Consider the following 23,947-nt stretch of genomic DNA (forward strand, 5'->3'; position numbering starts at 1 on the left):
CCGGCGGTGCCACGGCACGCTTGTCGCCATGGCCGCCTGCCTGGATCCGGTATGGATATGTGCGCTCCGCGTATACCTATCCCGGGTCCGCGCCGGGGCGGACCCGGGAGACGGACTGCCGGCCGAGCAGCTCCGCCAGACCGCGCCGAGTGGCCGCCAGCACCACCCGGTCCCGGGCATGAAGCACATAGCCGGGATGGAGATCCCAGACGAGCCCCGCCGGCCGCCGTCCCTGGCGGTCCAGCCGGGTGTCCGCCAGATCGGGCACCCGCTCTCCAGGTCCGGCGGTGTCGAGCGCGATGACGCGCCAGGCACCGGGACGGAACACCTCCGCGACCGTGCGTCCTTCGAGCCGTGGATGACCGGCCACATCGATGGCGGCCACCAGCAGCACCTTGCGCTCCACCGGAATGGCACCGAGGATCTGACGTCCCATCATGGCGATGGCGAAGGCCGGAGCGGCCAGGGTGGAGACACTGCGGCTCCGGGTGAGCGCTCCGGGATGAGCGGCGCGCAGGGTGCGGTAGACGGCGGTCGCGAAATCGTCGTCGTACACCCGCAGCGCCACCCGCAGGCCGGGCGCGACGGAGCGCGCGTACAGCGCGGCTTCCAGATTGGTGATGTCGACACTGGTGAGGGCGAGCAGCGCGTGTGCCCGCTCGATCTTGGCCGCCTCCAGGACGCCTTCCTGTGTGACATCGCCCAGTACGGTCGGCACCCGCAGGCTGCGGGCGAGCGCGATGCCACGCGCCTCTGGGTCCTCCTCCACACACACCACGGGGATGCCCAGCTCGCGCAGGCGTACCAGCACCCGGCTGCCGATCTTGCCGAGTCCCAGCAGCACGACATGGCCGGACAGCCCGCGCGGCGGTCTGCGCAGCGCCGACGCCGTACGGAAGGTGCCGAGGGCTTCCAGGACCGCCGCGAGCACCACGGGCAGCAGCAGGAGCCCGGCGGTCCCGGAGAGGAGTTGCAGGATCTGCCGGTCGGCGGGCTCACCGACGGCCGGGTCGCCGATGCCGAAGAGGTCGAGCAGCGTGAGATAGGTGGCGCGCAGCGGATGTTCGCCGGTGATGAGCATGGATGTGACCGCCAGGGCCGCCACGGCGACCGCGATTCCGGCGAACGACCAGCGCAGACGGCGGGAGAACAGCGAGGCCAGTGGTGCGCCGCGGCCCGCGAGCCGGCTTCCCGGCAGATCGGGTCCCGCGTGGGACACGGCTTCGAGGACCACGGTGCCGCGGCCGGTGGCGGCTGCCGCGCTGGCGTCGTCGGGCAGCAGCCGCGGGCCTTCCTGTCCGCTGTTGTCCGAACCCTCCGCGCCGGCCGGGTCGTTGGTGGTGGCCGAGAGCAGCGCGAGAGTGCACAGGCCCGGGTCGGCCACCTCGCCGGGTCCCGGCGGGTTGCGTTCCACCGCTCGCAGCAGCAGCCCGTCGGCCCTGATCACCTTGCTGGTGCCGGCGACGGCGGTGGCGGCCAGCGCGGGAGCGGCGGTGTCGGCGTCCGAGAGGACAGTGGTGGAGGCGTCCAGCGCCGCCGTGTCCAGGCCGGGTACGGCGACGGCGGCGGCCTGGTCGAGCAGGCCCTCCAGATGCTGGCCGAGTTTCCGGTTGTAGAGCCTGATGACCAGGCGCAGTTGTGGGTTGAGACGGCGGGCGGCGAGCGCCGCCCGGATATTGGTCTCGTCGTCGTCATGGACCAGGGCGAGCGCGGCCGCCTCTCCCACCCCGGCGTCCACGAGCGCGCCCTCGTCGAGTTCCACCGCCTCCAGGACGGGCTGGGCATCCGCTCGCGGCGGTCCGCCGTCGGCCGCCACCACCTGTGTACGGGCCATGGCCGCGGACATCCGTCCGATGAGTGCGGAGGCTCTGCCCCGGCCGGCGAGCGGAGCCGGTGGCCGGCGGGAACCGCGTACGGGCGGGACGACCAGCACGACCTGTTCGCCGTAGACGTCGCGCAGCTCGCCGGCCAGCCGGTGGGCCAGCGTGTCGTCGCCGCAGACGACCATATGGCCGGCCGGCGGACCGTGTTGCGGCTGTTGAGGAAGTGAAGACACGACACCAGTGTGCCGAAAGGATGAGCGAACCTGACACAGCCGCCCCGGCCATGGGCGTTGGCTCGGGACGGCTGATCAGACATCAGTCACGCGCTCGGGACACTTTTCTGACGCTTCGTCACCCATTCGGCGCCTGTTGGCGCGGTGGTCACTTGTTCACGGAGTAGGAGTGCGCTCCCACTCCGGCGAGGGCGCCGCCCTGGACGATCAGATATTCGTCGCGCAGCGGAGTGCCGGCGAAGAAGGACTCCAGGATCTCGCGCGTCCCGGCCGCGTAGCGGGCCTGCGCGGAGAGCGAGGAACCCGAGATGTGCGGCGTCATGCCGTGGTTCGGCATGGTCCGCCAGGGATGGTCGGCGGGCGCGGGCTGCGGATACCACACGTCGCCCGCGTAACCGGCGAGCTGTCCGCTGCGCAGCGCGCGCTCGATGGCGTCGGGATCGGTGATCTTCGCGCGAGCGGTGTTGATGAGATACGCGCCGCGCTTCATGGTCGAGAGCAGCTCGTCGCCGAAGAGCCCCTCCGTCTCGGGATGCAGGGGCGCGTTGATGGTGACCACGTCGCAGTGCGGGACCATGTCGGCCGCGCTCTCGTGCCAGGTCAGGTTGAGCTCCTGCTCGACGGCCTCCGGAAGGCGGTGCCGGTCGGTGTAGTGCAGGCCGACGTCGAAGGGCGCGAGGCGGCGCAGGACCGCCAGTCCGATCCGGCCGGCGGCGACCGTGCCGACCTGCATGCCCTCCAGGTCGTACGAGCGGGCGACGCAGTCGGCGATGTTCCAGCCGCCGTCGAGGACCCACTGGTGCGACGGCAGGTAGTTCCGTACCAGCGACAGCGTCATCATCACGACATGCTCGGCGACGCTGATGCTGTTGCAGTACGTGACCTCGGCGACGGTGACGCCCTTGGCGATGGCGGCGTCGAGGTCGACATGGTCGGAGCCGATGCCGGCGGTGATGGCGAGCTTCAGGTTCTGGGCCTTCGCGATGCGCTCGGCCGTCAGATAGGCCGGCCAGAACGGCTGTGAGATGACCACGTCGGCGTCGGTCAGCTCCTGGTCGAAGACCGACCCGTCCCGGTCCTTGTCGGAGGTGACGACCAGGGTGTGTCCCTGCGACTCCAGGAAACGGCGCAGGCCCAGCTCGCCGGAGACACTGCCGAGGAGATGCCCGGGCGTGAAGTCGGTCCCTTTCGGCGTGGGCGTGGTCTGGCCGCCCGGGTAGTGATCGATGCGCGGAAGGCCGTCGCGGGCATAGGACTTCGGGTATCCGTCGACCGGGTCGTCGTACAGCACGCACAGCACCTTTGCCATGACTGCGGCTCCTCATCCGTTGCTGCGGGAAGATGCCTCCACGGTCCTCGGGTGCGGTGGCCACGGTCAAAATGAACTTCTCTATGTCGGGATAGGGCCCGGCTATCCACTCTCGCCCGGTGGGACGGCCGGGCGCAGATGGGCGTCCAGCAGCCGGTCGAGGGCCTCCCGGACGCCGGCTTCCCTGGCGACCTCCAACAGGGCTCTGGCCAGCACGGGTTCGGGACTGCGGTCGGCGATGACCAGGCCGACGCGCGGGCCGTGCGCCGGATTCTCCAGCGGGACCACACGCATGCCGTCCGGGACGCCGAACATGTGCAGCCAGGCGTGCGAGATCACGCTCGACCACCGTCCCGCCGTCAGATGCGCGTAGAGACCGGCGACGGAGTCGGTCTCGATGGCCGGGGTCACGGCGGCCACGCCGTCGGCGGCGAAGTACTCGTCCATGATCCGGCGGTTGCGCATCTGCGGCGAGAGCAGACACAGCGGCAGCGTCGCGATGGTCGCCCAACCGGCCACCGGCCGGCCGGCCATCGGCCCGTCGTGCGGGGTGAGCAGCAGATAGCGCTCCTCGTACAGCGGCGTTTTGCGCACCTGGCCCAGGCTCTCGTCGTCCAGATAGGTGAGCGCGATGTCGAGTTCGAACTCGGCCAGCCGCTGGGTGATCTCGCGCGAGGAGAGAGAGTCGAGCGAGACCCGGGCCCGCGGATGGCGTTCGACGAACGGCGTGGTGAGCAGCGAGGCCGCGGTGAGGGCGGTCGGGATGGCTCCCAGCCGCAGGGTGCCCGCGAGACCGTCGCGCATGGCGGACAGTTCATGGCGCAGCGCGTCGCGCTCGGCGAGGATACGGTGCGCCCACAGCAGTACCCGTTCGCCCTCGGGAGTCAGCCCTTCGAAGCGGCGTCCGCGCCGCACGATGGGCACGTCCAGTTCGTGTTCCAGTTTGCGTATCGCCGCGGACAGCGACGGCTGTGACACATAGCAGGCCGCCGCCGCCCGGGCGAAGTGCCGTTCCCTGGCGAGCGCGACCAGGTACTCAAGCTGACGCAGCAACATCTCTCGCTCCCCTGCTCCGGCCGTCCGCTCGCCGTGCTCGGGCCCGTGCCGCCGGCGGGACGGGCCTCACAGTGCGACGAGGGTGACCTCGGTTGCCTTGACACTGGTCCACACGGACACGCCCTCGGCCAGGCCGAGTTCGGCGGCGGCTCCCGGCGTGATCTCGGCGACCAGGTCGGGCGCCTCGTCCGAGGTGACCAGTACGCGCAGCCGGCTGCCGAGCGCGGTGATCTCCCGGATCGTTCCGGGCCAGACATTACGGGGGCTGCCGCCCGGCCGGTCACGGTGTACGGAGACCGCTTCCGGCGCGATGACCGCCAGAGCCCGCACGCCGTCGGCCAGCGGCTCCGCCACGACCAGCCGTCCGCCGGCGGTGAGCTGGAGCCCGTCCGGGCCGAAGGTGCCCGACCAGGCGTTGCGGCCGAGCATCCGGGCGACCCACGGGGAGCGCGGATGGCGGGTCACTTCGGCGGGCGGCGCGTCCTGAAGGACGCGTCCCTCGTCGAGTACGAGGACCCGGTCGGCCAGCGAGACGGCCTCGACCGGATCGTGGGTGACGATCAGGCAGACACCGCCGAAGCCGTCGAGGTGGGTACGGAGGGTGTGCCTCACCTGGGCGCGAGTGGTCTGGTCGAGAGCGGCCAGGGGCTCGTCCAGAAGCAGCAGCCGGGGCCGGGCGGCGAGGGCGCGGGCCAGCGCGACACGCTGCGCCTGGCCGCCGGAGAGCTGATGCGGCTTGCGGTGGGCGAGATGACCGACGCCGAGCCGGTCGAGCCACCGCTGTGCGGTGCGGCGGGACTCGCCACGGCGCAGGCCATGGGCGCGCAGTCCGTAGGCGGTGTTGGCGAGCGCGCCGAGATGCGGGAAGAGCGCGCCGTTCTGCGGGACCCAGGCCACACCGCGGCGGTGCGGCGGCAGTGAGGTGACGTCCACGTCGCCGAGCCGGAGTTCGGCGTGGGCCCGCGTGGTCAGCCCGAGAAGGGCGCGCAGGAGGGTTGTCTTGCCGGCGCCGTTGGGTCCGACGACCGCGATGGTGGTGCCCGGTTCGGCGTCCAGCGTGAGCCGGTTGAAGCCGGTGACATCGGCGTGCAGCCGCCAACGCTCCTGCGGAACCGGCGGTCCGGCCGGTTCGGCCCGTGGCACCTCGGTGTCGTCCGGCGGACGGCCGGGCCGCGCGGAGCGGTCGACGGTTGTGCCGGTCCAGCGGCCGCGCAGGGCGATCAGTACGGCCATGGCGATGACGAGAAGCAGCAGGGAGACGGAGGTCGCGGCCTCCGGCGAGTCCTGGAGCAGCAGATAGACCTGGAGCGGAAGGGTCTGGGTGGTGCCGGGGAGATTGCCCGCGAAGGTGATCGTGGCGCCGAACTCGCCGAGCGCCCGCGCCCAGGTCAGCGCGGCGCCGGCGACCAGTCCCGGGGCCACCATGGGAAGGGTGACGGTGAGGAACACCCGGAGCGGCGAGGCGCCCAGCGAGGCGGCGGTCTCCTCGTACGCGGGCCTCAGTCCGGCGAGGGTGCCTTCGAGACTGATGATGAGGAACGGCATCGCGACAAAGGTCGCGGCGACCACGGCGCCCGAGGTGTGAAAGGGCAGCGTGATACCGAAGGTGTTCTCCAGCCAGGGGCCGAGCAGTCCGCGGCGGCCGAAGCCGAGCAGCAGCGCGACTCCGCCGACGGTGGGCGGCAGCACCATCGGCAGCAGCACCAGTGAGCGCACGAGTGTCTTGCCGGGAAAGCGCACGCGGGCCAGCAGCCAGGCCAGCGGTACGCCGACCAGCAGGGAGAGGCCGACGGCCCAGAAGGAGACCAGCAGCGACAGTCGCAGCGCCTCGACGACATCGGGGCTGGTGAGATCCGTACCGAGCGCGTCCCAGGAGGTGCGGGCGAGAATGCCGATGAGGGGCAGCAGCAGAAACGCGATCGCCAGCAGTGCGGGCAGGACCAGGGCGACGGGAGCGCCGGTCCTGTGGATGCGGATGCGTCTCATCGGCGATTCCTGGGCTCGGGAATTCCGGCCCGGCGTCTCCGGGCCCGGTTCCAATGAATTCGGCGTCCGGAGTGAGGAATGCGGAGCCGGGGCCGGCCGGTCCCGGACCCGGGCGGCCCCTGCCGTCACACGGCGCGTCGTTACGGCTTCTGGAATCCGGCGTCCTGGAGGATCTTCTGCGCCTCGGGTCCGCTGAGCCATGTGACGAACGCCGCCGCCGCGTTGGTGTTCTTGGATGTCTTGAGCGTGGCGGCCGGGTACTGGGCGACGGCGTTCTGCGCGTCGGGGATCTCGACGGCGTCGACCTTGCCGGCCGCTGTCTCGGCGTCGGTCTTGTAGACGATGCCCGCGTCGGCCTCGCCCAACTCGACCTTGCTCAGCACGGCGCGGACGTTCGGCTCCTCGGAGACCGGCTTCACGGCGATCTTCTGAGCGTCGAGCACCTGCCTGCTGTAGCGGCCCACCGGCACCTCGGGCGCGGCCAGGACGACCTTCAGTCCGGGGTCGGCGAGGTCCTTGAGACTCTCGATCCTGTCCGGATTGCCCTCGCCGGTGGCGATCACCAGACGGTTCTTGGCGATGATCGTCGGAGTGCCGGCGTCGGCCTTCAGCCCGTCCATGGTCTTGGTGTCGGCGGTGACCAGCGCGTCGGCCGGCGCTCCCTGCTTGACCTGCGCGGCCAGTTCCTGGGAACCGGCGAAGGAGAACGTCACCTTCGTGCCCGGGTTCTCCTTCTCGTAGGCGGCGCCCGCCGTCTTGAACACATCGGTCAGCGACGAGGCGGCCAGCACGGTGAGGTTCGCCTTGGGAGCGCCACTCGCCGACTCGCCGGTCCGCGTGCCGGACGCCTCCTTCCCGCCGTCGTCGCCGCAGGCGGTCAGCGGCATGAGGAGCGCGGCGGTCACGAGCGCGGCGGCGGCACGGCGGCGGGTGAGGGCGGAAGCCATGATGGTGAACTCCTTCGCGGTGCGGGCCCGGAGAGCCCGCGAGCGGATGGTGACGGGGCCCGAGGCACGGGCGACGCCCCGGGGTCGTACCGGAGGGCCGGAGACTGCGACGGCTCGGGGAACTGCGGCGGCTCGGAAAAGCGCGGCGGTCCGGATCGCGTTCGTCCGGAGAACGCGGAAGTCAGGCGCGGTCGATGTGCACGCTGGTGGACTTCACACGGGCGGTGGCCCGCATACCGACCTCCAGTCCCAACTCCTCGACGGCTTCCCGGGTCAGCAGCGAGACCAGCCGGTGCGGGCCGGCCTGGATCTCCACCTGGGCCGCGACATCGCCGAGTTTGACGGCGGTGACGATGCCCGGGAACGCGTTACGGGCCGAGGTGTACGAGACGTCGTCCTCGCCGGTGCCGCTCTGCGCGACTTCGACGGAGAAGGCCGCGAGCGCGCGGCCGTCGATGAGACGGCGTCCGCCTTCGTCGCGGTGGGTCACCATGCGGCCGGCGTCTGCCCAGCGGCGCGCGGTGTCCGGACTCACTCCGAGGAGCCGGGCCGCCTGGCCGATCGTATAGGACTGCATGTGCGACAAGGTAGGCCGAATCAACTCGCATTTACAACACGCGGTACGGAGATACGCGGCAGATGCGAGCTTTGACGGAGGAATGGGCACACCTCTCGGTGAGCCACTCCGGACCGGCCGGCGGCATCTCGGGCCGGTGGCGGCGCCACGCGCCGCTCGACCGGGTGGAGTACGACCGAAATGCGAGGAACAGATGAGGTGTAAAACTGACATTCCGCTCATCTTTTGAGGTGTGTCTTCATGGAGTTGTCCATCCGCAACCAACTGCCGGGCACCGTCACCGATGTGACACCCGGAGAGGTCATGGCCACCGTCAAGGTGCGGCTGGCCGGCGGCCACCAGATCACCTCCGCCATCACCCTGGAAGCGGTCCAGGAGCTGGGCATCACCACCGGCACGGCCGTGCGCGCGCTGGTCAAGTCCACCGAGGTCTCGCTGGCGACCGGCCTCGTCCAGGGCCTGAGCATCCGCAACCGCATCCCGGGTACGGTCACCGGCGTGGTCACGGGCGGCGCCATGGCAGCGGTGTCGGTCGGCGTCGAGGGCGGTGAGCTGACCGCCGCGATCACCATGGACGCCGTCACCGGCCTCCGTCTGACCGCCGGTACCGCCGTCACCGCGCTCATCAAGGCGACGGAGGTCTCGCTCGCCATCGCCTGACCTCCGGGACGGCTCCGGGACGCCTCCGTGCGGCGCCGGACGCCGCTCAGCCCTTGACGGCCCGCAGGATCACGAACTTCGGATCGCTCGTCACGATCTCGCAGTTGCCGAAGAGCCGCCGGAGCTTGATGTGATAGCCGAGGTGCCGGTTGCCGATCACCCACAGCTCACCGCCGGGACGCAGCGCGGCGCGTGAGCCGGTGAACATGCGCCAGGCCGTCGCGTCGGTCGTCGCCTGGTGAGTGTGGAACGGCGGGTTGTTCAGTACGAGGTCGACGGTGCCGGCCGGGACGCCCGACAGACCGTCACCGAGGACGAAGTCCGCGGGAACCCCGGCGTCGACGTTCTTGCGGAAGGTGGCCTCGGCGGAGGCCACCGCCGAGAAGGACTCGTCGATGAAGGTCACCCGCGCCGCCGGGTTGTTCAGTGCGGCGGCCGTCCCGACCACGCCGTTCCCGCAGCCGAGGTCGACCACATGCTCGGGTCCCTCGCGCTCCGGAAGGTTGCGCAGCAGGAAGCGCGTGCCGATGTCGAGGCGTTCCGCGCAGAAGATTCCCGCGTGGTTGACGACCGTACGGCCCGAGACCGCTCCCAGGTCGTCCGGCAGCGCATAGCTGTGCGGCCACGGACTGGGCGTCCTGACGCGGCCGGCACCCGGCGCGCAGAAGATGAGCCGGGCCTTCCTGACCGCGAGTGAGGTCTTGGTGGGACCGAGGATGTGCTCGAACAGTTTCAGCGTCGAGGTGTGGATCTCGGTGACCCGCCCCGTACCGATGACGACGGTTCCCGGATGGATGCCGGGAGCGAGGCGGTGGAGCTGGTCCTCCAGCAGCGCGAGGCTCTTGGGAACGCGGATCAGCAGGACGTCGACGCGCTCCGGTGGAGTGTCCCGCGCGGACAGCAGCCGTACGGTGTCCGCGTCCGCGCCGCCGCGCCGCAGATTGGCCCGGGTGGCCTGCTGGGTGAGATACGAGTCGGTGATCTGTACGAGCGGACCGTCGACGAGCTGTTCGAGCCGGAGTGCGGCCAGCGCCGTGGTCAGCGCGCCCCAGCGGTCTCCGACGACGACCACGGTGCCCGTCAGGTCCACCGGCTCGGCGTCGGCCCCTCCGAGATGGCGCAGCAGATATTCGTCGGCGGTGTCCCACGCGCGCAGCGTCTCGCGGGGATGGTCGGGGAATCGGGTGAGGCCGAACTCGCCCCAGGGTGTCGTCAAACGGTTCATCGTGCCCTCAGGCTAGCCCGCCGGCCGGGGTGGACACGCCGCGCCTGGTCAGCGCGTCGGGTGCGCCCGGCGTCGACGGCGCGCCGCTCACGGCGCCGGCCCGCCGCCGGACGGCCCGCGGGCGCGCGGCCCGGAGCGAGGGACGCGCGACCCGGACGCTCGATCCGCGGTGGTCGCCGGGCGGCAGGCAAGAGGCACGCGGATCCGCACCGCGGAGATCCCGGCCCGCCGCGGTGCGGTCCGGCTGGAGTACGGGAGTATCAGGAGGCGGGCGGGACGTAGGGGAAGGTCTTCGACGGCTTGGCCACCACCGCTTCCTTGCCGATTCCGAGGGTGACCGGGGTGTTGGCGGCGAAGGAGAACATCACGTCCGGCGCGTTGTCGGTCATGGTGCGGCCGTTCCAGCCGGCGAAGCCGTAGCAGGCCGGGGTGCCGAGGGTGTAGGGCAGGACATTGGGCAGGATCGTCTCGACGACCTTTCGCGCGTACGCCTCGGGGTCCTCGGAGTTGCCGTAGGCACGCACCACGGCCGCCACGGACTCGGCGAGCGTCTTGCCGTAGATCTGCATGTCCTCGGCGGGCTCGTTGCCGTTGAGGCGGTTGCCGAGGACTTCGTTGTACTGGGTGAACAGCGGGTGGATCATCGGCAGGCCGATGCGGTTGATCGGCTGCCAGCCGCCCGCGTCGGTGGCCAGGCAGTCCAGCCCCCACACGTCGATCCGGCGGTCCGGTCCGGCGACGGGCAGCAGCTCCTCGTCGGCGATCTCCAGGACCACCGAGTAGACGGTGTGCCCGGCGAAGAGGTTCTTCGCGTCGGCGGGGCTCCAACCGGACAGGTCGATCCTGGTCCCGTCCTGGAAGGCGTGGCCGACGGCCTGCAGCACGTCGGGCTCGATCCAGAAGGGATCACCGGCCTTGCCGGTCCAGACCCGTCCGCCGCCGGGCAGGTCGACGGTCTCGCCGGTGCGGCCGCGGGCGATCACCGTCCCCTCGGCGGCGGGGTCGCGCGCCTCGGGGCCGGTCAGACGGCGCAGCTCGTAGCTCTGCTCGCCCGCCTCGTCCCGCTCTTCGAAGGTGAAGCGGTAGGTGAGGTCCTCGACGGCGTCGCCGTTGGCGTCGATCTTGATCTCGTACCGGCCCTCAGGATGGAAACCACGAGGGATGTCCTCACCGGCCAGCGAGTGGCTGTGGTCGGTGATGAAGACCGTGCCCCGCTCCCCCCGGAACACATAGAGGTCGGTGATGTCCAGGCGGGGGTCCTGGCGGGCGATGGGGCAATCGAGGTGATGGGACATGGTTCGCACTTCCTCCTTCGGCGGCGGCGAGGACCGGACACGCGTCCACTCCGCCTCACGGTCGGCGCCGACAGCCGCGGCGGCCGCCGACCGTGGGACGTCGGCCGTCGCTCCCAGCCATGGACTGAATACCTTCCGGCCACACTCGCCGCTTTTTTCCTATTTTCGTTGTTTTTTCCATTTTCGTTGAATCCTCTGCTCGATCCGTGAGGCGGGAAGGGTGTGTCTTCTCGGCCGCCGTACAGCCGGGACGACGCGCCGCGGGCTCTCCGCGCCGCCCGCCTCGGCGATTCCCGGACCGTGCCGGTTCATCGCGCGTTCCCGCGCCCACCCGAATGGCTGTCACACCGGGCTGCCGGTCCGCCGGGACGGGATGCTCGTGCTGAACAGCCTTGACACATCACCGGCCATTGGAGCGAGAGGGGCCCCATGACCACGCCCGCCGGACGAGCGGACCTCGGCCGTGCCGCACGCAGGCAGGCGTCCCGCTCTTCGCACGGACTGTGGATACCGGGCGCCGACCGCCTCGATCCGCTGACCGTACTGGCGCGGCAGGCCGCGACCCGGGCTCCGGAACTGCTGCCGCTGCGCTACGAACGGATGGCCGCCTCTCCGTTCGCCTTTCTGCGCGGCGCCGCCGCCGTCATGGCCGCCGACCTGGCCACGCAGCCCCGCACGGGGCTGACCGTCCAGCTCTGCGGCGACGCGCACCTCTTGAACTTCGGCGTCTCCGCCTCGCCCGGAGGCACCTTGCTCTTCGATCTCAACGACTTCGACGAGACCCTGCCGGGACCGTTCGAATGGGATGTGAAGCGTCTCGGAGCGAGCGTCGCGGTCGCCGCGCTCGACAACGGCCAGTCCGACGCCCAGGCCCGGCGCGCCGTACAGGCCGCGGCCGAGGCGTACCGGAAGTCGATGCGCCGCATGGCCGCCCTCGGTGAACTCGACGTCTGGTACGAACAGACCGGCCCGGCGGACATCCTGCCTCTCGTACAGCCGGGACGGCACAGGCGAGCGGAGACGAACGCGACACCGCCACGGCCGCGCACGGCCCTGCGGGCGCTGGAGAAGCTGACCGACGCGCCGGACGGACGGCGCCGCATCACACCGGACCCGCCGCTGCTCGAACCGCTCGGAAGGATCGACACGGCCGCTCTGCGTACGATCTTCACCGGCTACCGGAGCACGCTCCCCGAGGCGCGGCGTACGCTCCTCGACCGCTTCGCCTTTGTCGAAGCGGCGCGCAAGGTCACCGGGGTCGGCAGCGTCGGCACGCGCTGCTACGTCGTGCTGCTGGAGGGCCGTAACGCCGGTGATCCACTGTTCCTCCAGATCAAGGAGGCCGAGAGATCCGTGCTCGAACCTCATCTGCGAAGAAGCGCGTACGCCCAGCAGGGTGAGCGGGTGGTGGCGGGACAGCGGCTGCTCCAGGCGGCCGGCGACATCTTCCTGGGCTGGGTCACCGGCCCGGAGGGCCGCCACTTCTACTGGCGGCGGCTGCGTGACACGCAGGGCTCCGCGGCCGTCGAGGACATGTCGCCCGACTCGCTGTACGACTACGCGAAGCTGTGCGGTACGGCCCTGGCCCGGGCGCACGCCCGTTCCGGCGACCGTGTGGCCATCGCGCACTACCTCGGCGGCACCGACACCTTCGCCCGCGCGATCGCCGATTTCGCGCTGCGCTACAGCGACCGGAACGCGGCCGACCACGCGGCGCTCACCGCCGCGCTCGCGGCGGGACGGATGCCCTCCGTGGGACCGGGGCCGGTCAGACAGCCGTGAGGCGCCGTCTCAGTACGTCAGCCGTGGATGGTGATCCGAGGTCTCTGACCAGTGTGTGCGGACAGAAGATCATGGGCTGACCGCAGGGCACAGCGCGGGCCCTGCCCACCGGCAGGAGGTGTTCAACGGCGGACACCAGGCGGCCGGCACTCGTCCGGCAGGATGTGGCCGGCGGTCATACCGCCTTCGTCGGCCCGGTACGGCGGTGGCCCGCGCCGTTCTCAGCCGTGTCCGCGTGACGCCTTCAGCAGCAGGACCGCGGCCTCTCGCGCCTGCGCCGCGGGCTCCGCGCTCCGGAATATCCCGGCGGTCACCATGGCGCCCTCCGCGAGGAGTTGGAGGTGATCAGCCATGGCCGGCGGCAGTCCCGCGGCGGTCACAAGACCGGCGAGATACCGCTTGAACGCGAGTTTGTGCGCGCGGGCCCGGGCGGCGACCCGGGGCGAGGTGGCGCCGAGTTCACCGTACGCGTTGATCCAGGCGCAGCCGCGGAAGTCCGGTTCGCCGAACCATTCGCGTAGCTGGTCGAAGACGGCGAGGATCCGCTCCACCGGGTCCTGGTGACGCTCCACCCGGTCGGCCAGCCTGCGCAGCCAGACGACGTCGCGGCGCACGAGATATGCCTCGACGAGCTGCTCCTTGGTGGGAAAGAGCTGGTAGAGCCGCTTGAGCGAGACACCGGAGGCGCTGCGGATGTCGTCCATGCCCACGCTCTGGATCCCTCGGCCGTAGAACAGCCGCTCGGCGGCGTCCAGCGCCTGCTCCCGGGCGGCCACGCCGTCCATCCGCATCACCCCTCGACCTGAGAACCGGCGTTCTCCACGCTATCAGCGCGGTCGGCGAGGCGGACGAGGCCCTTTCACCCGTCCGGGACCGGGCCCGCGGTGTCCAGTGCCGCGCCCGTGTCGTCGGCGAGCGTCACGGCGACCAGCCGGGCCTGGCGGGACGGGACGACGTCGGGCGAGGGCCGCAGCATGTATCTGCCGCGGTAGTGGCCGTTGCCCGCGGCCCGGAGTTCGATCTCTCCCCGCGGCCAGCCGAGCCGTTCGAGATCCCAGGGCTTCCGGTCCACGACGACCGTGCCGTCCTGTTCCAGCCGTGCCGGGTGCCCGAGGAGACTGCCGTACTCGAAGCGGCAGCCGCGCAGCCCCAGTATGTCGATGAGCTGTCCTCTGACCTGGCCCACGACGACATCGGGAGATCCGGCGGCCTGCACCAGCCGTGCGGTGTCATGGACCCGGGCGAGCAGCCCGGCGTCGATCACGGTGGTGACCCGCAGCCGCCGGGCGCGTGCGGCCAGTTGCGAGACGATGAGGCCCACCGCCAGCAGCAGGACGGCTGTCACGATGTCGTTCGTGTCGTTGATGGTGAACCGCTGGAACGGCCGGGCCAGGAAGAAGTCGAACCATACGGCCGACGAGAGCGCGGCCACCGCGCCGGCGAGCCGGTTTCCCATGGCGGAGACCGCCACCACGACCACCACCAGGATCAGCGCGAGGTTGGTGCTCGCCAGGCCCGTACGGAACGGAACCAGGATCAGCGCGACCACAAGAGGCGCGACCAGCGAAAGACCCAGTGCGATCCGGTCACGAAGCGCGTATCTCATGGTCCACCTCGCCGTACCTCGTGCGTCGGACCCCCGGGATCGGCGCCGCGGCCCGGCGCCCCTTTTCCCATGCTCCCACCGGGCGAGGCAGTCGGCCCGGGACGGCCGCGGTCTTGATGAGGCCCTGCCGGGAGTCCGACCAGCGCTGACACGACATTGACAGGTGCTGACGGGGCACGGCGCCGCCGCTCGCCTGTCCCGCGTGACCGGCGGGCCGGTCGCCGGCGGTCCTCAGCGGGCCGCGCGGCCGTGGCGTTCCTGGCCGCTGGAGGGCCTCGGCGAGCAGACCACGCGCCACACCGGCCGGATCCCGCGCGGCTACGCCAACCGGACCGATGGCGACCCGCTGGGCCGTCCGGTGCCTCGCTCCCGTGCACGCGGACGGCGGGCCGGTGGCCTCCGGGCGGACGGGTGATCGCGGTCGGCAGAAAACAGCCGTCGTCACGCCTGCCGCGTGATACGTCTCCCTGTTATGGACGACCTTGTGACAGAGCGGCTCGTGCTTCATCCGCTGAGCGTCATGGAAGCGGAGCGGGTGGCATCGGGTGAGCCGGACGACGGAGACCGCTGGGCGCCCGGATACCCGGCCGACGGCGACATGGTGGGGGCCAGGCGCTTTCTGACGACCTGTGCGATAACCGGCGACCCGGCGCCCTTCGGCGCGTACGAGATACGCATCCGCGAGGACGGCCGGGCGATCGGCGGCCTCGGCTTCCACGGCGCGCCCGACGAGAATCTCGTCGTGACGATCGGATACGGCCTGATCCCGTCTGCGCGCGGCAGAGGGTACGCCTCCGAGGCGCTGCGCCGGCTGCTGCGGTTCGCCCGCGAGAGCGGCATCGTCCGGGTCGGAGGAGACGCCGATCTCGACAACATCGCGTCCCAGCGCGTCATGACCGCCGCCGGTATGCGGCTCGTCGGCGAGGACGAGCAGCTCCGGTACTACGACATCGCCTGGGACGACGACCGCACGACCGTCTCCGGCCCCTGAGCGCGGCCCGGAAGCGACGGCGCCGCTTCCGGGACACTCCACCGGCCTCCGGCGGGTCAGCGGCCCGGATGGTCACCCGGGCCGGACAGCCGGTCCGCGAGCGGTGTGGGAGACAGGTCCGAGCTCTCCTCGCCCGGTTCCAGGAGCGTGTCCGCCGGACCCACGATCAGCGGGTCCGGCTCGCCGATGGCCTTGTTGTCCTTGTTGGCGTAGTCGAAGCGCCACAGCAGGCTGCGCATCGCCTCCAGCCTGCCGCGTTTCTTGTCATTGGTCTTCACCACCGTCCAGGGCGCGAACTTCGTGTCGGTGGCCCGGAACATGTCGATCTTGGCGGCCGTGTACGCGTCCCACAGATCCAGCGAGGCCAGGTCGGTCGGCGAGAGTTTCCACTGCCGCACCGGGTCGACCTGCCGGATCGCGAACCGCGTGCGCTGCTCGGCACGCGAGACGGAGAACCAGAACTTCACCAGCAGGATGCCGTCCTCGGCGAGCATGCGCTCGAACAGCGGGGCCTGCTGGAGAAACTGCCGGTGTTCGTCCGGGGTGCAGAACCCCATCACGCGCTCCACACCGGCGCGGTTGTACCAGGAGCGGTCGAAGAAGACGATCTCTCCGGCGGACGGAAGATGCGCGACGTACCGCTGGAAGTACCACTGGCCGGCTTCGCGCTCCGTCGGTTTCTCCAGCGCGACAACGCGGGCTCCACGCGGATTGAGCCGCTCGGTGAACCGCTGGATCGTGCCGCCCTTGCCCGCCGCGTCACGTCCCTCGCACACCACCACCAGGCGCTGCCCGGTGTCCTTGACCCAGCGCTGGAGCTTGAGCAGTTCGATCTGCAGCACCCGCTTGCGCTGCTCGTACTCCCGCCGCCGGACCCGGTGGTCGTACGGGTAGTTCTCACGCCACGTGCGGATGGGCCGCCCCGCCTCGTCGAGCAGCACCGGCTGTTCGGGTCGGCGGTCGTCGACCGTCAGCCCGCGCAGCAGTGGACGGTCCCCTTCCTCACGTGTCATCCGGTCGAGCTCCTACCCTCGGCGCGATGGGGACGTGCGGCGTCGTGTCGGGGGCCGGTCGAAAACGCTGTCCGCGTCGACGTCGTCGTCACCCTCGCCGTCGTGCAGTGGTGGCAGTTCAACGGTATAGCGCGGCTCCAGGAAGATGTCGCGGTGCTGCGGACGCGCGTTCGGCGCGGCCGCCACGCTCGGTCCCCGCATTGGATCCTGGCGGGACGGTGAAGAAGGCATGCACAACCGTTCGGAGAGTCGAGCGGCCGCGCGGCCCGTATGCCGATCGACCCGCTGGAAAGGTGTCTACCTCATCATTCCCCGTCATGCACAACCGCGGTAGCCGGAGCGCGGCGCCGCCGGTCCCGGACGGCCGCCCGGCGGGACCCGGCCGCGTGCCTCTCACCGGTCGGTGAGCATGCCCGCGCGGAGCCGGGTCAGGGTGCGCGAGAGCAGGCGTGACACATGCATCTGGGAGATGCCGAGGCGCTCGCCGATCTCGGACTGGGTCAGCTCCTGGCCGAAGCGCATCTCGATGATGTGGCGCTCGCGGTCGTCCAGTTCGACCAGGAGAGGTGCGAGGGCGTGGAAGTCCTCGACAAGCTCCAAGGCGGGGTCGCGGCCGCCGAGAGTGTCGGCGTAGGTGCGCCCGCGCTTGTTGACCTGGCCGTCATCGCCGTTGTCACTGGGCGCGTCGAGGGAACCGGCGCTGTAGCCGTTGGCGGCGACGAGCCCTTCGATGACCTCTTCCTCGCTCAGCTCCAGATGCCCGGCGAGCTCCGCCACGGTCGGCTCGCGATCGAGGGCGAGGGCCAGTCGCTCCTTGGCCTTGGCCAGCTCGACCCGGAGCTCCTGGAGCCGGCGCGGCACATGGACGGCCCAGGTGGTGTCGCGGAAGAAGCGCTTGATCTCGCCGACGATGTAAGGGACCGCGAAGGAGGTGAACTCGACCTCGCGGGACAGATCGAACCGGTCGATCGCCTTGATCAGTCCGATCGTGCCGACCTGGAGGATGTCCTCCATCTCGTCGGCGCCGCGGTTGCGGAAGCGGCCCGCGGCGAACCGCACCAGTGACTGGTTCATCTCGATCAGCGTGTTGCGCGCGTACTGGTATTCACGCGTGCCCTCTTCGAGGACCTGGAGCTGATCGAAGAAGAGCCGCGACAACGCCCGCGCGTCCTTCGGAGCGATCTTCCCCGCGTCCTCGATCCAGGGCAGTTCACCCACGAGGACATCGGCCGGCGCCGGGTGACCGGCGGCGGCCCGCTGTACGGACGTAACTGCGGACTGCGTCGATATGGTCACGTCGTCAGCACCTTCGGGGTCGGGGAGTCTGCTGTCGGCTCACCTGCCCCCGAAGCACGGGCCTACGCCCCCGCGGTCGGAGAAGTTGAGAATTGTCCGACCACGGGAGCGGAATCAGGCTCTGTGGGACGGTATGTACCGGTCCCTCATGGGGCCCTCAGGCGCGGCGTCCGCCGTAGTAACCGCCGACCTGCTCGTGGTAGCCCTCGTCGCCGAGGTGCTTGTCCTTCTCGAACTCCGGCGCGTCCTTGATCTGAGCCTTCGTCCGGTCGACGTAGATCTTCTCGTCGGCCGTGTCGATACGGCTCACGGTGCCGGCCGGCAGCAGCACATGCTTGCCGAAGATCCAGACACCGGTGTCGACGACGAGACAGGCGGCGCCCACGTCTTCGGAGTGCTTGTCGACCTTGCCGATGCTTCCGTCGGTCGCCTCGACCTTGAACCCGATCAGGCTGGTGCCCGCGGTGTGACCGCTCGTCGGCTGGTAGCCCCAGATGTTCTCGCTCATAAAACGGCTCCTTCATCGACGATGATGGCCGGGGAATTCGGTCACCGTATTACCGGCGACCGCCCCCTCGGCCTTCCGAGTGCCCCGGCGCTCTTTTCCCACACATCCTGAAGATGTCAGGACCGGTATTTATCCGGCCCGTCAGGCGGGCCGGGGCGAGGCCGTGTTGGAGGCGCGGTTCCCTGCGCTGCGCGACGGTCACCCCGGCCGCATTTCCCGTGTACCCCGAGGATCGCGCCGCACAGTGGAATGGCGCGGGCCGTCCGAATCCCGTCCCGGCACCGCACGAAAATGCGGGTGTCCGGACGATATCGTCCGGACACCCGCATCAGTGCTGCTCCGTGGCGCTCTCTACCAGCGGTACCAGCGTCCCTTACGGCCGCCACCGGCGGCGGGCCTGATAAGGAAGCCGAGCAGCCACACGACCAGCACAATGATCGCGATCCACCACAGGGCCTTGAGCGCGAAACCCGCACCGAAAAGAATCAGCGCGAGCAGCAGAACGAGAAGCAGGGGAACCATAGTCATCAACCTCCCAGCAGCCGTTTTCCCCGAGTCAGCGCGGTCATGCGTGCAAGGTTGCGCGTTTCGCATTCTATGCACGGGGCATTCGGACGCGCTCTCCCGGACGGCCGGCGCATTCATGGATCAGCCGGTGAGAAACCCTGGGAGCGCCAGCGCTCCCAGGAGCGTCATGCCTCCCAGCAGCCAGGCGACATAGTCCCCGATATGACCCGAATGGAGTCGGCGCAGCGGCGCCGTCCAGTCGCGGGCCGGATGACGCGCCGGGCGGCGCACGGCGTACAGGGCGGCGCCGGCGGCCAGGACGGACGAGAGCAGGCCCAGTGCGACTCCGGCCGCCGACCAGTGCGGCGGGACGGTCAGCGTGCCCGGCAGCACCTCGTCCACGGCGTGTCCCACGCCCACGGCGAAGCCCGGTACAAGGCCCGTCGCCAGACTGCCGGCGAGCAGGACCGCCGGGACCGCCAGCATGGTGTCCGGGACGCGTCCCAGTCTGCCCGCGGTCTCCGGCTCCTCCCGCTCTCCGCTCGTCTCGTACGCCGAGTCCTCCAGTGGCGGCGGCCCCCAGCCGGCGAAGACGCGTGCAGTCACTCTCAGCACCGCTCCGCCGGTCACCGCCGACACGGCGACGAAGAGCGCGGTCAGCGGGCCGCCCGCCGCCTCCTCGGTGAGCGCCTTGCCCAGACCCGTACCGAACGGCGGCAGTCCGGCGAGGGCCAGCCCGCCGGCCGTGAACACTCCGGCCACCAGCGGCAGCCGGCCGGCCCGGCCGTACAGTTCGTGTTCGTCGACGCTTCCGTAGCGGTCCAGGAGGATGCCGGCGCAGGCGAACAGAGCGGCCTTCACGCCCGCGTGCGCGAGCACATAGACCGCGATGCCGCCCGTCGCGTCCGGAGTGAGCAGTCCGAGCCCGACGAGGAAGAGCCCGGTGTGCGCGACCGTGGAATACGCCAGCAGCCGCTTGATGTGCCGCTGCTGCCAGCACATGACGGCTCCGACCACCGAGGAGGCCACGCCGAGCGTCACCAGCGCGCGTTCCGCGTCGGCCGCCGGCACCCCGCCGGGCCCGCCGAAGACGGTCCAGTACACGCGCCACGCCCCGTACACACCCAGCTCGACCATCACGCCCGACAGCAGCATGCAGACCGGCGTGGGCGCCACGGCATGGGCGTCGGGCAGCCAGAAGTGGAACGGCACGGCCGCCGCCTTGACCAGCAGTCCGGTCAGGACGAGAACGAAGGCCGCGAGCACGAGCGCGTCGGGACCGCCCCGCGCGTCGAGGCTCTCGCCGATCGCCCGCATGCCCAGCTCGCCCGTGCGCGCGTACAGCAGCACGATGCCGGTCAAGGTGACATAGGCGCCGAGTGAATTGACGACACCGAAGGTGAGAGCGCCCTGGACCGCCTTCGCCTCCTCCACGCGGTAGCCGGTCAGGGCGTAGGCGACGACGCTCATCACCTCGAAGAAGACAAAGGCGTTGAACAGGTCTCCGGTGAGCACGAAGCCGCACATGCCCGCCTGGAAGAGCAGTACGAGCGCGGGAAACGATCCGGCCTGCCGTCGCGGCGGCTCGTCGAAGTACCGCCAGGAGTACGCCAGTACGGCCACGACCAGCAGCGAGACAAGCGTCGCCAGCCCCAGCGCCACCCGGTCGCCGACCAGTACGATCCCCACGCTCCGGCCGTGCCGGGGCCGCCAGCCTCCCACCCACTCGATCAGCGGCCCGGAGGACGACGACACAAGGAGACACAGCGCGAGGGCCGCGGTGGCCGTGGCGACGGCGCAGCCCGTGGTCTCGGCCACGGGACGGCGCACTCGGCGTCCGGTGACGACGAGCACGGCCGCTCCCAGCAGCGGCACCACCACGATCAGTGGCAGGAGCTGATTCATCCGCGCAGCTCGGACAGTTCGTCCGGATTCACCGTGCCATGACGCTTGGCGACCTGGATGACCAGGGCGAGCAGCAGAGCGGTGATTGTCGCTCCCACCACGACATCGGTGAGGGTCAGGGCCTGGACGACCGGATCGACCAGGGGCCTGGAGCCCGGCGCGATGTCCGAGAAGACCGGGGCCGTGCCGTGGTCGCGGTAGCCGACGGCCAGCAGGAGTACATAGGTGGAGGACTGGCAGACGGCGAGACAGCCCACCGCGTGGATGAGATTCCGGCTGGTGGCAAGCCCGTAGCAGCCCACGAGGAAGATCCAGGCGGCCACCGCGCAGGGCAGCACGGACATCATCGCGCTCTCACGTTCCGTTCTCCTCCTCGATCTCGACGGCCTGGTCCAGAAAGCGGGCGAGCAGCACGATCACCGCGCAGGCCACCTCCATGCCGATGGCGGCGTTGAGCAGCGGTACGGTCCCGCCGGAGGCGAGGTTGTTGAACGTGCCGTACGGCAGGAAGTTGGCGAGGAACGCCGCCCCGCCGAGCAGTCCCGCGAGTCCCAGCACGAGATAGGCGCCCTCGCCCACCGCGTCGCCCACTTCGTACAGACGCAACGGCCTGATCCGCTCCAGCGCGCGGTAGTCCACCGCGATGTAGAGAAGGTGCAGGGCCGTGGCCACCACCACTCCGCCCTGGAAGCCGCCGCCGGGACTGAGCTGGCCATGGGCGACGACATACAGCCCGACCAGCAGCGTGACGGGCAGCAGATAGCGCGCGTAGCGGCTGACCAGCGGCGCCACGGGCGCCGGGGCCGGTTCGACCTGCCGCTCGTCGCGGGTCTGGCGCAGCAGCACGACGGTGCCCAGCACCGCGCCGAAGAGAATGCTCTCCTCTCCCAGCGTGTCGAGGGCGCGCTGGTCGAAGTTGACGGAGGAGATGACATTCGCCGTGTGGTGCGCCAGGGAGGCGCGTACCGCGCGGTCACCGTACGGATGTGAGTCCCCGCCGAAGCGCGGCAGTCCGAAGCAGGCGGCGAGGAGCAGGGCCGCGACTCCGGCCCCGCCCACGGCCAGTACCCACATGCGCAGCCGTCCGCTCATCCCGTCTGCCCTTTCGCCGGATCCTTCGGCGGATCCTCGGTGCGGGTGCGGCCGCGCCGCCGGACCTTGCGTACGGAGAGCAGCAGCAACAGCGGCGTCAGCGCCGAGCCGACGGCGAGCTGCGACAGCGCCACGTCGGGCGCCTGGAGAACGGTGAACAGCACGGCGAGCGCGAGCCCCAGCATCGAGAGCACCAGCGCCTGCCTCGCCGGGTCCCGGACCAGGACGGCGGCGGTGGCCGCGGCGGCCACCAGCACCAGCGAGACGACGATCAGTACGTCATCCATGGCGTGCCGCTCCTGACGGGTCCGGCGGAGGCGGGTCCGGAGGCTCCAGAGACGGATGGCCGCGCAGCGCCCGTGCGGAGACCTGGTTGCCGGCCACCAGAAGCACCCCGATCACCAGGAGTTTCACCAGCGCCCTGCCTGGTCCCGTGGCCACACACAGCGGCAGTACGACGGCGGCCGCGGCGCCGACCGACAGCACCGACAGCGCGTCGACGGCTTTCCCGCGTGGCGGATCGTCCCGGAGCTCCTCGGCGAACAGCCGGGCGTAGATCAGCGTGCCCGCCGGCCCGAGCAGCGCCAGGACCAGTGCGGAATCGATGTACGCGGACCGTTCGTAGCCCCGCGCCAGAAGCAGCAGCACAAGACAGACCGTCAGCGTGGCCGTGTTCTGCGCCACGACACGGCGGCGGACCGGACCGGTGGCGACTCAGAGAACGGCCGGGCCCGCGCCGCCCACCAGCAGCGCCGCGGCCGCCACCAGCCAGCCGTTCACCGCCGCGCCACGGCTCGTCGGGCGCCGGTGGCGGCGACGGCTGCCAGCAGCGCGGCCGCCGCGCCCACCAGCACCTCCAGCGGGTAGACGGTGCTGATCAGCATCAGCCAGAGGACGAGCAGGGCCAGCCACCACACCGCCAACTCGGCGGCCAGCATGATCCTGTGTGCCACACGCTCACCTCCGCACACGCCACCATCCGGGCATTCGGTTATAAAAGCACTGTGGTGGCGCCCGTGGTCCGCCGACGCGCTCACGGCCGGTCCGCTCAGCCGGGAGGTGCCTCCGTGATGTCGAGAAAGACATGGTCGGCCTCCGGCCAGGTCCGCGACACCGACTCCTTGATGCGCACCGAGACCAGCTCGACGGACTCGCTGTCGAGTCCGGGCACCAGATCGATACGCGCGGCCACCAGCGTCGAGTCGAGGCCGAGCTTCATGGTGAGCAGTGTGTCCACATTGTCGATCTCGGGCTGGGAGTCGAGCATCGAGCGGATCCTCCCGCGCAGTTCGGGATCGATCGCCTCGCCGACCAACTGGCCACGGGCCTCGGCGCCGAGACGGTAGGCGATATAGACGAGGAGCAGTCCGATCGCGAAGGAGGCGCACGCCTCCCAGGCGATGTTCCCGGTGACGAGATGGAGCACCATGCCGGCCATGGCGAGGAGCACGCCGAGCACGGCGGTCGCGTCCTCCGCGATGACCGTACGCAGTGCGGGGTCCCGAGTCTTTCCCTTGGTGCCGCGCACCTGCGTCAGGGCGCGGACCAGCGAACTCCCTTCGGCGATCAGCGCGACGCCGAGGACTACCAGGCCGATCCCGTAACCGCCGGGTGCCTCCCGCTCCGTCGAGTTGAGCGCCTCGACGCCCTGGAAGAAGGAGAAGCAGCCACCCATGACAAAGATTCCGACGGCCGCGAGCAGCGCCCAGAAATAACGCTCCTTGCCGTATCCGAAGGGATGCCGCTCATCGGCGGGGCGGCGGCTGCGTCGCAAGGAGGCGAGCAGGAACACCTCGTTCATGCTGTCGGCGACGGAGTGCGCGGCCTCGGAGAGAAGCGCCGGTGAACCCGTGAGGAGACCGCCGACGGCCTTGGCCGCGGCGATCACGAGGTTGGCCGCGAGTGCGATCAGGACCGTCACCCGGGTCTTGCCGTCGGACTGTTTACGGTTCACCGCGGTTCACCTCGCGTAAGAACGTGCTGTGAGTCCGTGCGGCTTCGGCCTGCGACGGCGTCCGTCGTCCGCCACGCGCGGCGCGGGCCGCCGGTCCCACGGATGTGCCTCCTGTCCCGAGCACGGGAACCGACTGCCCGGCGCCGGTCGCACCAAACGCGGGCCTCGCGGACGCCGTCGCC

Annotated in this window: 24 protein-coding genes; 3 read left to right on the top strand and 21 right to left on the bottom strand. The window is 70.6% G+C overall.

Annotated features, from left to right (window positions below):
• Positions 1-76: 76 nt before the first annotated feature.
• The 6 genes from PV679_RS28425 to PV679_RS28450 form a co-directional block, all read right to left on the bottom strand.
• Positions 77-2,008, bottom strand: coding sequence for a potassium channel family protein (locus tag PV679_RS28425; RefSeq protein ID WP_319683363.1), 1,932 nt, complete (start codon positions 2,006-2,008; stop codon positions 77-79).
• 196 nt (positions 2,009-2,204) lie between these two features.
• Positions 2,205-3,365: an NAD-dependent formate dehydrogenase gene (locus tag PV679_RS28430; protein ID WP_319683319.1), complete on the bottom strand. Its 1,161-nt coding sequence runs from the start codon at positions 3,363-3,365 to the stop codon at positions 2,205-2,207.
• Positions 3,366-3,467: 102 nt separating this feature from the next.
• Complete coding sequence (locus PV679_RS28435) at positions 3,468-4,421, bottom strand: LysR family transcriptional regulator (protein ID WP_319683321.1); 954 nt, start codon at positions 4,419-4,421, stop codon at positions 3,468-3,470.
• A 66-nt stretch (positions 4,422-4,487) separates the two neighbouring features.
• Complete coding sequence (locus PV679_RS28440; RefSeq protein WP_319683322.1) at positions 4,488-6,407, bottom strand: ABC transporter permease; 1,920 nt, start codon at positions 6,405-6,407, stop codon at positions 4,488-4,490.
• A gap of 140 nt (positions 6,408-6,547) precedes the next feature.
• On the bottom strand, positions 6,548-7,354 hold the full coding sequence (modA, locus tag PV679_RS28445) for a molybdate ABC transporter substrate-binding protein (RefSeq protein ID WP_319683323.1): 807 nt from the start codon (positions 7,352-7,354) through the stop codon (positions 6,548-6,550).
• A gap of 181 nt (positions 7,355-7,535) precedes the next feature.
• Positions 7,536-7,931: a helix-turn-helix transcriptional regulator gene (locus PV679_RS28450; RefSeq protein WP_319683324.1), complete on the bottom strand. Its 396-nt coding sequence runs from the start codon at positions 7,929-7,931 to the stop codon at positions 7,536-7,538.
• 240 nt (positions 7,932-8,171) lie between these two features.
• On the opposite strand from PV679_RS28450, the gene PV679_RS28455 reads away from it, so the two are divergent.
• Complete coding sequence (locus PV679_RS28455) at positions 8,172-8,591, top strand: TOBE domain-containing protein (RefSeq protein WP_319683326.1); 420 nt, start codon at positions 8,172-8,174, stop codon at positions 8,589-8,591.
• 46 nt (positions 8,592-8,637) lie between these two features.
• Here the strand turns inward: PV679_RS28455 and PV679_RS28460 are convergent, their stop codons facing one another.
• Both PV679_RS28460 and PV679_RS28465 read right to left on the bottom strand, forming a co-directional pair.
• Entirely contained in the window at positions 8,638-9,816 is a 1,179-nt protein-coding gene (locus tag PV679_RS28460) for a methyltransferase (RefSeq protein ID WP_319683328.1), read from the bottom strand.
• Between the two features lie 260 nt (positions 9,817-10,076).
• On the bottom strand, positions 10,077-11,111 hold the full coding sequence (locus PV679_RS28465; protein ID WP_319683329.1) for a DUF4331 family protein: 1,035 nt from the start codon (positions 11,109-11,111) through the stop codon (positions 10,077-10,079).
• Between the two features lie 429 nt (positions 11,112-11,540).
• On the opposite strand from PV679_RS28465, the gene PV679_RS28470 reads away from it, so the two are divergent.
• Positions 11,541-12,893 carry a DUF2252 domain-containing protein gene (locus tag PV679_RS28470; RefSeq protein ID WP_319683330.1) on the top strand — a complete coding sequence of 451 codons (1,353 nt, stop codon included), beginning with the start codon at positions 11,541-11,543 and terminating at the stop codon, positions 12,891-12,893.
• A 221-nt stretch (positions 12,894-13,114) separates the two neighbouring features.
• On the opposite strand, the gene PV679_RS28475 is transcribed toward PV679_RS28470, so the two are convergent.
• Together PV679_RS28475 and PV679_RS28480 are read right to left on the bottom strand one after the other, a co-directional pair.
• Positions 13,115-13,678, bottom strand: a complete 564-nt coding sequence (locus tag PV679_RS28475; RefSeq protein WP_319683331.1) for a helix-turn-helix domain-containing protein — start codon at positions 13,676-13,678, stop codon at positions 13,115-13,117.
• A gap of 74 nt (positions 13,679-13,752) precedes the next feature.
• Positions 13,753-14,499 carry a DUF4118 domain-containing protein gene (locus tag PV679_RS28480; protein ID WP_319683332.1) on the bottom strand — a complete coding sequence of 249 codons (747 nt, stop codon included), beginning with the start codon at positions 14,497-14,499 and terminating at the stop codon, positions 13,753-13,755.
• A 472-nt stretch (positions 14,500-14,971) separates the two neighbouring features.
• On the opposite strand from PV679_RS28480, the gene PV679_RS28485 reads away from it, so the two are divergent.
• Entirely contained in the window at positions 14,972-15,490 is a 519-nt protein-coding gene (locus PV679_RS28485) for a GNAT family N-acetyltransferase (protein WP_319683333.1), read from the top strand.
• 56 nt (positions 15,491-15,546) lie between these two features.
• On the opposite strand, the gene ppk2 is transcribed toward PV679_RS28485, so the two are convergent.
• The 11 genes from ppk2 to PV679_RS28540 form a co-directional block, all read right to left on the bottom strand.
• Positions 15,547-16,503, bottom strand: coding sequence for a polyphosphate kinase 2 (gene ppk2 / locus PV679_RS28490; RefSeq protein ID WP_319683335.1), 957 nt, complete (start codon positions 16,501-16,503; stop codon positions 15,547-15,549).
• Positions 16,504-16,896: 393 nt separating this feature from the next.
• A complete protein-coding gene (locus PV679_RS28495) occupies positions 16,897-17,793 on the bottom strand; it encodes an RNA polymerase sigma factor SigF (RefSeq protein WP_416069826.1) in 897 nt (298 codons plus the stop codon).
• Positions 17,794-17,956: 163 nt separating this feature from the next.
• A complete protein-coding gene (locus PV679_RS28500; protein WP_319683336.1) occupies positions 17,957-18,307 on the bottom strand; it encodes a PRC-barrel domain-containing protein in 351 nt (116 codons plus the stop codon).
• Positions 18,308-18,658: 351 nt separating this feature from the next.
• The gene (locus PV679_RS28505) at positions 18,659-18,829 is read right to left on the bottom strand and encodes a hydrophobic protein (RefSeq protein WP_319683366.1); all 171 of its coding nucleotides are present in this window, start codon (positions 18,827-18,829) and stop codon (positions 18,659-18,661) included.
• Positions 18,830-18,955: 126 nt separating this feature from the next.
• Positions 18,956-20,719: a complex I subunit 5 family protein gene (locus PV679_RS28510; protein WP_319683337.1), complete on the bottom strand. Its 1,764-nt coding sequence runs from the start codon at positions 20,717-20,719 to the stop codon at positions 18,956-18,958.
• Positions 20,716-21,063: a sodium:proton antiporter gene (locus PV679_RS28515; protein WP_319683367.1), complete on the bottom strand. Its 348-nt coding sequence runs from the start codon at positions 21,061-21,063 to the stop codon at positions 20,716-20,718. Before PV679_RS28515 ends, PV679_RS28510 begins: the two co-directional genes overlap by 4 nt.
• A gap of 10 nt (positions 21,064-21,073) precedes the next feature.
• On the bottom strand, positions 21,074-21,811 hold the full coding sequence (locus tag PV679_RS28520; protein ID WP_319683338.1) for an MnhB domain-containing protein: 738 nt from the start codon (positions 21,809-21,811) through the stop codon (positions 21,074-21,076).
• Complete coding sequence (locus PV679_RS28525; protein ID WP_319683339.1) at positions 21,808-22,098, bottom strand: DUF4040 domain-containing protein; 291 nt, start codon at positions 22,096-22,098, stop codon at positions 21,808-21,810. Before PV679_RS28525 ends, PV679_RS28520 begins: the two co-directional genes overlap by 4 nt.
• The gene (locus PV679_RS28530) at positions 22,091-22,495 is read right to left on the bottom strand and encodes a monovalent cation/H+ antiporter complex subunit F (protein WP_319683340.1); all 405 of its coding nucleotides are present in this window, start codon (positions 22,493-22,495) and stop codon (positions 22,091-22,093) included. Before PV679_RS28530 ends, PV679_RS28525 begins: the two co-directional genes overlap by 8 nt.
• Before the next feature lie 92 nt (positions 22,496-22,587).
• On the bottom strand, positions 22,588-22,764 hold the full coding sequence (locus PV679_RS28535; protein ID WP_319683370.1) for a hypothetical protein: 177 nt from the start codon (positions 22,762-22,764) through the stop codon (positions 22,588-22,590).
• Positions 22,765-22,859: 95 nt separating this feature from the next.
• Positions 22,860-23,765 (bottom strand): cation diffusion facilitator family transporter, encoded by a 906-nt coding sequence (locus tag PV679_RS28540; RefSeq protein WP_319683341.1) that lies wholly within the window; start codon positions 23,763-23,765, stop codon positions 22,860-22,862.
• Positions 23,766-23,947: the final 182 nt, after the last annotated feature.

Origin of the sequence: Streptomyces sp. AK02-01A, from assembly GCF_033795305.1 — a bacterium.
Classification (GTDB): domain Bacteria; phylum Actinomycetota; class Actinomycetes; order Streptomycetales; family Streptomycetaceae; genus Streptomyces.